The following is a 12,625-nucleotide window of genomic DNA, read 5'->3' as shown; positions in this document are numbered from 1 at the left end:
ACGATTGCGGCGGTGATTCCACGACGTCCAAGGCCACGGCCCAAGATTCCGGCCGTCATCCGGCCACGAACTGAGCTTGGTCGATGGCCACTTGGGGCCCTTCAACCTACATTGTCAGGATACAGGTGTGCCGTGGCCGCTACCCTCCGCTGCAGAGATCTGCCGCTTGACCTGCTCAAGCTCAACTTTGAGCAGGTCAACGGTGGCACGGTATTTTTCGAACTCCGCCGATCGGCGCCTCGCCATGGCAAAACTGATGACGGCGGCGAGAATGGCAAGCGGGAACGAGAGCAGCAGTGCCCAGCCGGACACGGCAAGGAAGTCCAGCGCTACGGGAAGTGCCTGCTTGAATGCCACGAAATCGTTCACCCCACCGACCACTCCCTGCAGAGTGGAGTCGAGGGGGCCAAGGTACTGCCCCACGATAGGCGTCTCGGAAAACGACGGAGCGCTCAACGGCGGTTCTCCCCCCACTGACCAGCGCGAATCACGGAAAGTGTTCAGGACGTAGATCCCTGCACCCGCGTTGAGGGCCGCGAAGAGCAGAACAGCTCCGAGCGCCGTCCAATGAAGCCTGCGCCAACGCCAGACGCCGGCCACAAGCGCGAAGACGGCGGCCGCAATCCAAGAAAACGTGCGAAGTTCGTCGCGGCCCAGGCCGCCCAGCAGATCCAAGGTATTCCCCACCCTTTGCAGTTGATGCTTGTTGCGGTCCCAAGCAATGCCTGTTCAGGTCCCAAGGGAGCCTATACCAGCCACCCTTGGGCATGCGTCGGTACTCACGGGCGAAGGGCAAGGCCGTTCGGCCCTAAGCATTCAAGGCCCCCGGTGAATTACCGGGGGGCCTTGCCGCGTTTAGGGGACGATGCTGCCGTGCCTGGGATAAGCTCCCATGCCCCGGCCCACCCGAGCCGCGGCACGTGCCACATACCCGAGCGACCCGATATTCACATTGAAAAATTCCAGTTCAGGCTGGTTGGCCATTCCTCCCGCTAAGAGCTGGAACGGGGATGCATGATCCGCATCTGGTCCCAGGTTCGCTCGGACGCGGCGATGTTTTTGTTTGACCGGTCACGGTCCAGGGAAGCGAGTTCGACGGCGATCGCCTGCACTGCGGCGACGGCACCGGTCAGCGACGGGAAGAAACCCGCACCTTCGGTGGGAACAACTATCCGGTGCTCGGCGTGCTCGGCCACGGGTGAACCGGCACTGTCCGTGATCGAGGCGATAGTGGCGCCCACGTTGTGGGCGATCTCCACCGCGCGCATGGTGCTGTCGTAAACCCTCCACAGGCTGATCACAATCACCAGATCCTCCGAAGTCACACGCGCGAGGATGTTCGTCAGCGCAGCGACGTCAGCGTCGAGCAACCGGACGTTGTAGCCGGCAATAACCGCGTTGTGCTCCAAGGCCTTGCCCGGGACCGCGTAGCTTCCGGCGGCCACAATCAGGGTCTGCCGTGCCCCGGCGATCGCTTCCGCGATGGAGCGGACAGTACCTGGATCGAGTGTCCGCTCCAGATGGGCCAGATTGGCGCGATCAGTAGAGACGGCGGCCTGGGCCGGGCTGCTGACGTGGCCGTTGTGCTCAGCCGCAACTTCGAGTGCACTCAGCGACGCCAGGAACCGCGAGCGAAGCTCGAACTGGAAGTCGGCCCAGCCTTTGAATTCCAGCGCCTGCGCGGTTCTGGTCACAGTGGAAGCGTTCGACGACGCCGCTGCCGCTATGTCGCTGACAGAACCATACGAGGCAAGCCGGGGCTGTGACCGGAGGACGCCGATGACCTGCATCTGCCGGGCGGCAAGCTTCCGTCCCTGCACACGGCTGTCTAGCCACTCGGTGACCGAGGAAGAGTTAATTTCTTGTTTCACCTATTGACCTGCCTCACACTCTGGCCTTAACTTCAGTACATCGCATCTGCACAGACTTGTGCATATTCCTCAAAATGTACAACTTGGCCCACTTTGGCAGGAATCACCATGTCTCTCACCGCACGTTTAGATCGTCTGACACTCAGTCGTCCACACTACAAGCTTCTCCTCATCGGGGGCCTCGGCTACTCATTCGACGGCATGGACGGGGCCGTGGTCGCCTTCCTGCTTCCGCGCATCCAGGAATTGTGGGGCCTCAGCAATGCAAGCCTTGGCCTCGTGGGGTCCGCAGCCCCGCTCGGCTTCTTCTTCGGAGCCATCCTCTCCGGATGGATGGGTGACCGGTTCGGCCGCAAGAAGGTGATGCTCTGGGCACTTGCCTTCTACTGCCTGATGTCCGTGGTGGCCGCTATGGCCCCCAACTTCGAAGTCTTCCTGATTGCACGGATCTTTGCAGGGCTGGGGGCAGGCGCCGAAAGCGTCATCATTGCGCCGTTCCTTTCCGAGTTCATCCCACCCAAGCGTCGGGGCTGGTTCATCGGAACCCTTGCCGGATTCTTCTCCTTTGGCTTCGTAGGCGCGGCTTTGATTGGCCGCTTCATGGTCCCGATGGGCGAGGACGGCTGGCGTTGGGCCCAGGTGGTCACAGCCATTCCGATCCTCCTCCTGCTGTGGTGGCGCCGCAGCCTGCCCGAATCCCCGCGCTTCCTCATCAGCCGCGGCCGCATTGCCGAAGCGACAGAAGTAGTTGAGCGCTTCGAACAGAGCGTAGTAAAGGCAACCGGCAGGGACCTCGCTACTCTCCCGCCGGCCAGCGAAGAGATCACCAAACACGAACAGAAGATCAGCATCTGGAACGCCCTCAAGTTCATGTGGTCCAGGGCCATGCGCCGCCGGACGGCCGTCATCTGGCTGATCTGGTTCGTGATCACATTCTCCTACTACGGCTTCTTCTCGTGGATTCCTACCCTCCTCGTGGGCCGCGGCATCACGGTCACCAAGAGCTTCGAGTACTCGATCATCATTTACCTTGCACAGATCCCCGGTTACTTCTCCGCTGCGTGGCTGTGTGACCGAATTGACCGTAAGAACACCATCGCCCTATACCTTGCGGGATCCGCGCTCAGCGCCTTCTGGCTGAGCCAGTCCAACGACTCAGGCATGATCCTGGTGGCAGCGGCAACGTTGTCCTTCTTCCTGAACGGCACCTACGCAGGGGTTTACGCCTACACTCCGGAGCTGTTCCCCACCTGGATGCGCGCTACCGGAGTGGGACTGGCCAGTGCCGTCGGACGCATCGGCAGCATCCTGGCACCCTCCATCATCGGCATCTTCTCGGTGGCCCTGGGCTTCGGCGGAGTGTTCGTCATGACAACGGTGGTGCTGACCATCGGCGTCCTCGGCGTGGTCATCTTCGGAGCCTCCACCGCCGGCAAATCACTGGAGGACATCAATGCCCGGGCGGAGCATGATTCGGCGATGGCAGGAACAGGACAGCGATGAGCGGAATGACAGAGTCCATGACTGCAGACACAGTGTTCCAGAAGACCTTAGATGCCATGCGGGAGGATCCCGGCGTCATCCTCTTCACCGCCCTGCAATGGATCCCGGAGCGGTCCAGCCTTCGGCGGCTCTTCACCAGCCACCCGGCGGACTACCCGGCGGGCGGCGAGAAAACCGTGGAGATCTCCCCCGGCTGGCTGGGAACAGTGATTGAAAACAAGCAACCGTTCCTCGCCGGCCACCTGGACGCACTGCGTGAAGTCTTTGCCGATTCCGAACTGATCGAGCAACTCGGCTGCGGTGCCGTCATCAACGTTCCCGTCCTCGACGGCGGCAGCAACGTGGTGGGCGTGCTCGCCATGCTGGACGCCGAAGGCACCTACACGCAGCACAGCGTGGAAGCCGCCGTCGACGTCGTCAACAGGAACGGCAGCGACCTCACCAAAGCCTTCGCCGCCCATCCCCACGACGTCCCCGGGAAGGACACCATCTGAAATGAGCACTACCCCTAACACTCAGGCCTCCACTGGCGACGCGGCCGGCAGCCCGGCGCTGGTGATCCGCAACGCCAGCGTGCTGGACGTGCAGGCCGGCACCTACGCGGTTGCCGACGTCGTCAGTATTGACGGAAGGATAAGCACTATCGGTTCGGATGCCGAAGCGCCCTCGGGAGCCCGGGTGATCGACGGCACCGGAAAGTTCGTCATTCCGGGGCTTATCGATTGCCACGTCCATGTCGTGGCCTCCAGTGCCGACTTCCGGTCGTTGACCTGGACCCCGGCATCGTACGTCTACGCCCAGACTGCCCGCATCATGGGCCAGATGCTGCGCCGCGGCTTCACCACCGTCCGGGACCTGTCCGGGGCCGACTTCGGCTTGGCCATGGCGCAGCAAGAAGGCCTGCTGGAGGGCCCGAAGATCCACTTCTGCGGTCATGCCCTGAGCCAGACCGGCGGCCATGGCGACATGCGCCTCCCCGGCGAAGACCATGACCCTAACGGCCGCGGCTGCTGCGGCATCGGCCGGATAGCCGACGGCGTGGACGCCGTCCGGGCAGCCGCGCGGGACGAACTTCGCAAGGGCGCCCACCACATCAAGATCATGGCCTCCGGCGGAGTTTCCTCGCCCACCGACCGCATCGACTCCACTCAGTACTCGATGGAGGAGATGCGTGCCGCCGTGGAGGAGGCCGAGGCCGCCAACCGCTACGTCGCGGCCCACGCCTACACGGCGCGTGCCATCAACCGGGCCCTTGAGGCCGGCGTCCGTTCCATCGAGCACGGCAACCTGCTCGATGACGAGAGCCTCCGCCTGTTCATCGAAAAGGACGCCTTCCTGGTCCCCACGCTCGTCACCTATTGGGCGCTGAAGGAAGAGGGCAAGGATTTCGGACTCACTGAGGAGATGTGGGCCAAGGTGGACTCAGTGCTCAGCAGCGGCCTCGACGCGATCGGCCGCGCGCACGAAGCCGGCGTCAAAATGGCCTTCGGTTCCGACCTCCTCGGCGGCATGCACCGCCACCAGAACGAACAGTTCCGGCTTCTGGGGAAGGTCCAGCCCGCTATCGACGCCATCCGCTCGGCAACCACGACGGCGGCACAGCTGTTGGGGCGCGAAGGCCAGGTTGGCGTCGTCGCCCCCGGCGCGGACGCCGACATGCTGGTACTGTCCGCTGACCCGCTTGCCGATATCGCAGTGCTGGCCGACATCGCCGACCACCTGGACGTACTGATCCAGAACGGGCGGGTGGTCAGCCCTAACCCGACGCATTGAAGACTGTCTGAACAGGACACCCTGCATGCCAAGGCCGTTCGGCCCTATCAACCTGCGGCAACCGGCCCAAAGCTTAAGACAGATAGGCGCTGGGGCGGACGCCCGCGGGTCCCTGCACCGAGCCTTGCCAGACCGCGGCTCTGAGGACATCCGGACATGTCAATCGACAAGCGCCGGGTCCCGCTTCGCAGGCGGGCCGCAAAGCAGCGAACTCAGCGCCGTGATGTGACTCGCAGGGCCCTTCTCGCCGCAGGAGCGCTGTCTTCGCTGCTCTACGTGGTTGCCACAGACGTGGTGGCCGCGTCTGCGTGGGACGGATACCACCGCACCGAACAGATGGTGAGCGAGCTCTTCGCCGTCGGCTCCCCCGGCCGGGACGTCCTGGTGCCCTTCACGTGGCTCTACACCGTGCTGTTTACCGCGTTCGGGGTGGGCGTCTGGAACTCCGTAAGCGGCAACCGCGCCCTGCGCATCGGCGGCGGCCTGCTCATCGGGTACGGGCTGTGGAACATCATGGGCGCCCTCTACCCGCTGACGCTGGGGGACGATGCTTCCATTCCCATGCATATCCTCGCCACCAACGTCCAGCTCGCCCTCATGGTCTCGGCAATGTGCTTCGTGGCTGCGGGGTTCCACGGCCGAATGCGCGCCTACTCCATCGCCTCGCTCGCTGTTTCCGCGGTGATGGGCATAGTTGCCTTCATGGCGGCCCCGGGACCGAACCTCGTGCTGGGCATCGGCGAAAGAATCAGCATTGGAGCGTTCCTGCTCTGGGTGGCTGTCCTCGCGGTCGCGCTGTGGAAGCGACCTGCTACTGCCAGAACATCCCAGGTTTAGACGCCGGGCCCTCACTTCAGCTCCTCCGGATATTCCTTTCCGAGACCGGACCAAAGTCCCTGACCTGACCACCAGCGCCAGGCGTACGCTGGCCGCATGAAGCGTGTCGTCGTCGACCATTTCGGCGGTCCAGAGGTCCTGAAGGTGGTGGACGCCGACGATCCCCGGCCGGGTCCGGGCGAGGTCCGGATCAGGGTTCTGGCGTCCGGCGTGTCATTCACTGACTCCCAACTGCGCGCCGGCACCTATTTCGGCGTCCCGAAGCCGCCGTTCACGCCCGGCTACGAACTGGTCGGTGTCGTCGACCAGCTGGGCGAGGGCTGCAACAGGCTGCGTGAGGGACAACGCGTCGGAGCACTGACCGTATGGGGCGCGAACGCGGAGCTTGTCTGCGTGCCCGAGGCGTACGCGGTGGAAGTGCCCGAGGACCTCGACCCGGCGGAGGTTGTGAGCCTCGTCTTCCCCTATATGACCGCCTACCAGCTGATTCACCGCGTGGCAATGGCCAAGAGCGGGGAAACTTTGCTCGTGCACGGCGCAGCCGGCAGGGTCGGCACCGCAGTCCTCGAGCTGGGAACGCTGGCCGGTCTTCGCCTCTACGGCACCGCTTCAGCCAGCGACCGCCCCGCCGTGGAGCGGCTCGGCGCGGTTGCGATCGACTACCAGCGCGAGGATTTCGTCACGCTGGTGCGCGAATTGACCGGCGAAGGCGTCGACGTTGCCCTTGACGGGCTTGGCGGCGCCCTGTCGCTACGCTCCTTCCGCACGCTGCGACCCGGTGGGAGGCTCGTCGTGTTCGGGCATTATTCCACCCTGGTTCGCGGGCGGAAGAGCTGGCGGGGGTGGGTCGAGTGGTGGGCGGCCACCATCAGCGTCGCGCTCTGGGGCCTGCTCTCGCCCCGGCGGCGGGTGCTCTCCTACCGGATCCAGAAGCTGCGCATCCGCCACCAGGACTGGTTCCGGGAGGACTTCCGCGTCCTGCTCGAGATGCTCCGTCGCAGCGAGATCCACCCGGTCGTGGCTGAGCGCCTGCCGCTGTCCGATGCCCGTCGCGCTCACGAAATGCTGGAGTCCTCGGCTGCCACGGGAAAAATCGTGCTCGTGCCGTAAGGGCACCATCCCTCACCGAACACCTTCGTGGAAGTGGCCAACGATGCTTGAAATCGCGCGCAACACCAGGACCGGCGGACGCCGCGACCTGGTCACCGAACTCCTGGGCCTGTGGCTGGTGCTGGCCGTCTTCCTGGACGGCTGGGCGCACCTGAACCTGCCCAGCCTGGAGACGTTCTTCACCCCGTGGCACGCCGCCCTCTACTCCGGCCTGCTGGCGACGGCGGCGTGGACCGCCGTCGTGATCTGGCGGAACCGGACACCGGGGCAGCCGCTGGTGCAGGCCATCCCGCCCGGCTATCGGGGAACCGTGGTGGGGCTCATCCTCTTTGCCACCGCCGGGGGCCTGGACCTGCTGTGGCACGAAGTCCTGGGCATCGAGGTCTCACTCGATGCCCTGGTCAGCCCCACCCACCTGCTGCTGGGCTTCAGCCTCTTCCTCATCCTCGGCACGGCGGTCCGGAGCGCCCGGGCGAGTCATTCAGCCAGCCCCGACGACCACCCGGCCCTGACCCCGGCGGCGCTGTTCGCCGTCGTACTTATGACGGGGCTGGGGGCGTTCTTCCTCATCTACGTCTCCGCCTTCGTCCGGCCGGGGCCAACGGCCCTCTTTGTTCCAACGCCGGTCGGCAGCCCCGGGCGGGTCCAGGCGGAGATGCCGGTGGTCGTCACCCTGGCCAGCTACCTGCTGACCACCTTGCTGATCATCGCCCCGTTGCTCTTCACGCTCTCCGCGGCGAGGCGTCCGGTCCGCGGGGTTGTCACGCTGCTGGTGGCCGCTGCAGCATGGCTGCCCGTCGCGATGCTGGGCTTCCACACGTATGCGATTGCTGGAGCCGCTGGCGCCACTATTGCCGCCGTCGTGGCTGACCTGTTGCTGACCCGGCTTCCGGCAACCTGGCTGCGCAGGCGGCTGCCGGCGGTCATGGGAGGAATCGCGGCTGTCCTGTGGACGGGACAGCTCGTGGCGTTCGCGGTGACGGACGCGATCCGCTGGCCCGTCTCGCTCTGGCTGGGCGCGGTGGTACTCAGCGCCGCGGTGGCCGCGGGCCTCGCCTTCCTCGCGTCCTGGGGTCCGGCGGGTTCGGTGGACTCGGCGGGTTCGGTGCCGGACTCCGCCGCGCGGTAGCTAACTCGCCACCCAACCCGGGTGCCGCCGTCGTGCTTCATCTCTCGACGCCGTACCCGGCGCCCAGTCCCTACGCCGGCGAATGCACAGCCACGGATGCCCGTTCAACGACGGGGCACATGATCTTCACGGCGGCGTCGGTGGAGGCCTCCTCAAGGCCCAGCAGCATGCGGACTCCCGCCGCTCCGAGTTCGTAATGGGGCAGGGACACTGTGGACAGCGGAGGCCGAAGGTGGGCCGCGATAACTTCCTGGTTGTCAAAACCCACAACAGCCATGTCATCCGGAATGGAGAGCCCGTTTTCCCGCAGGCCGTCGTAAAGCCCCATGGCCATCCGGTCGTTGTAGCAGTACACAGCGGCGACGTTGCGCTTAAGCAACTCTTCGGTAGCGCCGTATCCGCCTTCCTGATCCGGATAGGCCTCCAGCACTAACGCCGGGTCGAACGGAATGCCGGCAGCCTCCAGCGCATCCTTGTAACCCTGAAGCCGTCCGTCCCTGGCGGGCGCGGGGGTGGTGGCGTTGATGAAGGCGATGCGCCGGTGGCCGCCACGGAGCAGGATTTCCGTCGCGGACCGCCCGCCTTGCTCTTCGTCGGGCACAACAGCACGGGCAGCGCCGGGCACCGGCGAAAAGCAGTTGACCAGGACGAAGTCCGCCTCGCGCAGTGTTTCCGGCACGACAGTGGGACGGTGGAACCACGTCGAGTACAGGATGCCGCGCACCTTGTACTCCAGCATCATGGCGATCGCATCCGTTTCCAGATCGCGGTTACCCTCGGTGTTGGCGATCAGCAGCGCATAGCCGTGTTTCCAGGCTTCGTCCTGCGCCCCGTGGATGATCTGACCCGCGAACGGCGTCGTAGCCACACCGTCGGCCACGAGCCCGATGAACCGTGAGGTGCCACTGACCAGTGTCTTCGCCATGGCGTTGGGGCGGTACCCGAGCTGCCGGATCGCATCCTTGACGCGCTGGCGCGTCTGCTCTGCAATGCGGGCGTTCTTCTTCTTGTTGATCACAAGAGACACCGTGGCAGTGGACACACCGGCTGCTTCAGCAACTTCGCGGAGAGTCACCGGCTGGGCACGGCTTTTACTCACAGGAACGTCGGGGGTGGCCGCGTTGCCTGAGTCTTTCTCCTTCGAAATCATCTGTCCTCCATCAGGAGTATATCCATCTGCCATGGCCGTCATCCCTTCGTCGCCCCGCTTTCCAAGCCTTGGATCATGGCCTTGTTGAGTACAAGGAAGACCAGGAGCAGGGGCGTGATGGTGACGCACACAGCAGCGAAGGTGGCAGTCCAATCCACCTTGCCCATGGCACCGATGTAGTTCTGCAGGCCCAAGGGGATTGTCTTCAGATCCTCGGAGAGGACGAACGTGTTGGCGAAGATGAAGTCATTCCAGATGAAGATGCTGTTGACCAGCACCACGGTGACCACGGTATTCAGCGACAGCGGCAGCGTAATCAGTCCGAAGATCCGGTATGGGCCGGCGCCGTCAAGGGAGGCGGCTTCGTAGGTTTCGCGCGGGATGTACTCGAAGAACGAGGAGAACAGGTAGATGGACATGGGCAGCGCGAAGCCGGCCAGGGGGATGATCATCGACTGGTAGGTGTCCAGCAGGTTCACTGTTGAGTAGTCGATGAACAGCGGAACCAGGGCGATCTGGACGGGAACAATGATTCCGATCAGGAACAGCCCTCGGACAAACTTGCTCAGGCGGAAACCAAGGACCTGGATGGCGTAGGCGGCCATCATGCCAAACAGGACGATCAGGACGTTGGCACCCATGGTGACGATGAAGCTGTTCAGGATGTTCCTGCCGAGATCGCCCGTTTCGAACGCCCGCGCGTAGTTCTCCCACGTCAGCGAGCTCGGCAGTGCGAACGGGTCACCGGTGGCGAAGTCGTGCTCGGTGCGCAGGCTAGTCAGGAACAGCCAGGCGAGAGGGTAGACCTGGACGATCACGATCAGCATGATCAGCACCCGCGACAGGGTCCGGTAGAGGCTGGGCTTCCGGCGTCGCCTTGTGATGGCGGGCTTTGGGGGAACGACGGCGGTGGGTGGAGTAGCCGGGGCCGTTTGGGTGATCATGAGTCTGCCTTCCGCTTGAGCATGAACAGGATGAGGCCGACGGCGATCAGGCACTCGATCACGATGAACACGGAGATGGTGCTGGCGTACCCGAAGTCGGTACTGGTGAACGCCGTTTTGTACATATACGTGGTGAGCAGTTCAGACGACTGGCCGGGGCCGCCGTTGGTCATGAGGTAGGGGATGTCGAAGCCGCGCAGGCCGTAGGTGGTGGCCATGATGGTCGTCGTAATCCACACCGGCCGGATGTACGGGAAACGGATCTTCGTGAAGAGCGTCCACTTTGAGGCACCGTCCAGGACCGCAGCTTCCTCCAGTTCCTTGGGAACGGCTATCAGCGCGGCGTAGATGATGAGCATGTACAGCCCGGTGAACCGCCAGCCCTCGGGAGCGGAGACCGCAGCAAGCACCGTGTTGACGTCGGACAGCCACGCGCGTTCGAAGCTGCCGAGCCCGATCCAATGCAGCAGCTGGTTGAGCAGTCCCACGGGGTCGATGGAGTAGATGCGCACGAAGAGGAACGCGATCGCCACCGTGGAGATCACGGCGGGCAGCAGGTACAGGGTCTTGATGAGCTCCCGTCCCCGGCGCAGGGACGTGAGCAGGCTGGCTACGGCCAGGGCGCCGCCGAGCTGCAGGACCAGGCAGATGGCCAGGTACAGGAGCGCGTTGAAGAACGAGCGCCAGAAGATGTCGTCGGCGGTAAGCATCCGGACGTAGTTATCCAGCCCGACGAACTCCATGTCGCTGATGCCGTTCCAGGAGAAGAAGCTGAGGAACAACGATTGAAGAATCGGGAAGAGTACCGCTGCGCAGTAGAGCAGCAATGGTGGAAGCAGGAAAACCAGGACTGAGGTCCTTGACCTGTTGGGAAGCATGGCGGGGCCTTTCGGGCGGGGGACCTTCCGGTCCCCCGCCGCTGCGGTTTACTTGAAGAACTTGGGGGCGTTCTGCTTGATGGTGCTGTCCATGGTGCTGGTGAATTGCTCAGGCGTGATGTTGCCCTGCACCAGGAGCACGAGTTCCTGCTGGAGCCTGCCGTTGGTGGTGGGGTCCAGTTGGGTGTCCCACGGCATGGCCTGCTTTGCCCCGAGGGTGTCCGCCGTTTCCAGCGCCTTTTTATACAGCGGGGTGGCGTTGGCCGGGACCGTCGTCTGCACGTTGGTGGTGGGTGAGAGTGCACCGGTGGCCGCGTACTCGGCCGGGTACTTCGCCAGGGCAAACTTCAGGAAGTCGCTCACCAGCGGATCGTAGGTCTTGGAGTTGACCGCCATTCCGATGCCGGACGGGGAGACGAACTCGTTGGCCGACGTCACCGAACCGTCGGTGGTTGGCAGGGTGAAGAAGTCGACGTCGTCCCGGACTGCGGAGTTCAGTTTGTCGGTGGCCAGGCTTGGCAGCTCCCACGTGCCGATGTTGTACATCGCCGCCTGGCCGGACGTGAACTGGTTCTGCGCGTCGGAGTACCCCTGGGCGGAGAAGCCATCTTGGAAGCACTTGGCCTTGCCGAGACCGGCCATCCATTCAACGGTCTTCTGCCCGGCGGGATCGGCGAACGTCGCCTCGCCCTTCTTCAGCTTCTGGACGAACTCCGGACCGGCTTCCCGGAACGGCTGATAGGCCACGTAGCGTTCCAGCGGCCACTGGTCCTGCCCGTCAATGGCGATCGGCGTAATCCCCGCACTACGCAGCGCCGTGCACATTGCCGGGAGGTCGTCGAGGGACTTCGGCACCGTGACGCCGGCCTTTTCCAGCAGTGCCTTGTTGTACCAGAAATATTCCAGCTCGAACTGGAACGGGATCATGTACAAGGACCCGTCGTCAAAGCGCTGGTAGTCCAGGGCCCCGGGCCGGTAGTCATCGTAGATGTCCAGTGACTTCAGGAGCTTCTCGGCGTCGACCATTTTGCCCTGCTTTGCCAGCTGCTGGGCGAAGGGCGTGGCGTCCGTGTCGAAGAGCTCCGGGAGCTTGTTGGCCGCGGCCAGGGTCTCCAGCTTCTGGATGTAGGAGGGCCGGTCCGGGGTGGTGATGAGGTTCAGTGCGAAGCCCGGGTGGTCCTTGGCATAGTCGTCGGCGAGCTTCTTCATGATGTTGATGACTGCCCCGTCGGCGGGACGTGACAGCAGCCACGAGATTTCACGGGGTTTGATCTCCCCGGTGGGGCTGACATTGGCCGGGTCGCTGGAGGCTCCTACGCCGGCGCAGGCTGACAAAGCCAGGGCTGCGGCGGCTGCGACGGCGGCAGCACGGAATAGTTTTTTCATTGCGGCAATCTCCCTTGATTGGAACAGAGGTTGGGGTGGGGATG

The 12,625-nt window shown here is 64.0% G+C and carries 12 protein-coding genes; 6 read left to right on the top strand and 6 right to left on the bottom strand.

The window, feature by feature from the left end; all coding sequences use genetic code 11:
- Nucleotides 1–114 precede the first annotated feature (114 nt).
- Together ACSQ1X_RS05085 and ACSQ1X_RS05080 are read right to left on the bottom strand one after the other, a co-directional pair.
- Nucleotides 115–687 carry a hypothetical protein gene (locus ACSQ1X_RS05085; RefSeq protein WP_436056887.1) on the bottom strand — a complete coding sequence of 191 codons (573 nt, stop codon included), beginning with the start codon at nt 685–687 and terminating at the stop codon, nt 115–117.
- 305 nt (nt 688–992) lie between these two features.
- Nucleotides 993–1,871, bottom strand: coding sequence for a MurR/RpiR family transcriptional regulator (locus ACSQ1X_RS05080; RefSeq protein ID WP_436056886.1), 879 nt, complete (start codon nt 1,869–1,871; stop codon nt 993–995).
- A 108-nt stretch (nt 1,872–1,979) separates the two neighbouring features.
- Here ACSQ1X_RS05080 and ACSQ1X_RS05075 point away from each other — a divergent pair, with 108 nt between their 5' ends.
- The 6 genes from ACSQ1X_RS05075 (at nt 1,980) to ACSQ1X_RS05050 (ending at nt 8,223) form a co-directional block, all read left to right on the top strand.
- Nucleotides 1,980–3,374 (top strand): MFS transporter, encoded by a 1,395-nt coding sequence (locus tag ACSQ1X_RS05075; RefSeq protein WP_436056885.1) that lies wholly within the window; start codon nt 1,980–1,982, stop codon nt 3,372–3,374.
- Between the two features lie 17 nt (nt 3,375–3,391).
- Nucleotides 3,392–3,868 carry a GAF domain-containing protein gene (locus ACSQ1X_RS05070; protein ID WP_436056884.1) on the top strand — a complete coding sequence of 159 codons (477 nt, stop codon included), beginning with the start codon at nt 3,392–3,394 and terminating at the stop codon, nt 3,866–3,868.
- A 1-nt stretch (nt 3,869) separates the two neighbouring features.
- Nucleotides 3,870–5,147, top strand: a complete 1,278-nt coding sequence (locus tag ACSQ1X_RS05065; protein WP_436056883.1) for an amidohydrolase family protein — start codon at nt 3,870–3,872, stop codon at nt 5,145–5,147.
- 225 nt (nt 5,148–5,372) lie between these two features.
- Complete coding sequence (locus tag ACSQ1X_RS05060) at nt 5,373–5,984, top strand: DUF998 domain-containing protein (RefSeq protein ID WP_436056882.1); 612 nt, start codon at nt 5,373–5,375, stop codon at nt 5,982–5,984.
- A gap of 96 nt (nt 5,985–6,080) precedes the next feature.
- A complete protein-coding gene (locus ACSQ1X_RS05055) occupies nt 6,081–7,094 on the top strand; it encodes a medium chain dehydrogenase/reductase family protein (protein WP_436056881.1) in 1,014 nt (337 codons plus the stop codon).
- A gap of 43 nt (nt 7,095–7,137) precedes the next feature.
- Nucleotides 7,138–8,223, top strand: a complete 1,086-nt coding sequence (locus ACSQ1X_RS05050; RefSeq protein ID WP_436056880.1) for a hypothetical protein — start codon at nt 7,138–7,140, stop codon at nt 8,221–8,223.
- 70 nt (nt 8,224–8,293) lie between these two features.
- Here the strand turns inward: ACSQ1X_RS05050 and ACSQ1X_RS05045 are convergent, their stop codons facing one another.
- From ACSQ1X_RS05045 to ACSQ1X_RS05030, 4 genes are read right to left on the bottom strand one after another with little or no spacing between them, the layout of a single operon-like run.
- Nucleotides 8,294–9,373, bottom strand: coding sequence for a LacI family DNA-binding transcriptional regulator (locus ACSQ1X_RS05045; protein WP_436056879.1), 1,080 nt, complete (start codon nt 9,371–9,373; stop codon nt 8,294–8,296).
- 38 nt (nt 9,374–9,411) lie between these two features.
- Complete coding sequence (locus ACSQ1X_RS05040; RefSeq protein ID WP_055799213.1) at nt 9,412–10,317, bottom strand: carbohydrate ABC transporter permease; 906 nt, start codon at nt 10,315–10,317, stop codon at nt 9,412–9,414.
- Nucleotides 10,314–11,195, bottom strand: coding sequence for a carbohydrate ABC transporter permease (locus ACSQ1X_RS05035; protein ID WP_436056878.1), 882 nt, complete (start codon nt 11,193–11,195; stop codon nt 10,314–10,316). The genes ACSQ1X_RS05040 and ACSQ1X_RS05035 overlap by 4 nt, the downstream gene beginning before the upstream one ends.
- 48 nt (nt 11,196–11,243) lie before the next feature.
- Nucleotides 11,244–12,581, bottom strand: coding sequence for an ABC transporter substrate-binding protein (locus ACSQ1X_RS05030; protein WP_436056877.1), 1,338 nt, complete (start codon nt 12,579–12,581; stop codon nt 11,244–11,246).
- Nucleotides 12,582–12,625 lie beyond the last annotated feature (44 nt).

The sequence above is a fragment of the Arthrobacter sp. LjRoot78 genome, from assembly GCF_964254335.1.
Classification (GTDB): Bacteria; Actinomycetota; Actinomycetes; order Actinomycetales; family Micrococcaceae; genus Arthrobacter.
This window is presented reverse-complemented; position numbering and strand designations above follow the sequence as displayed.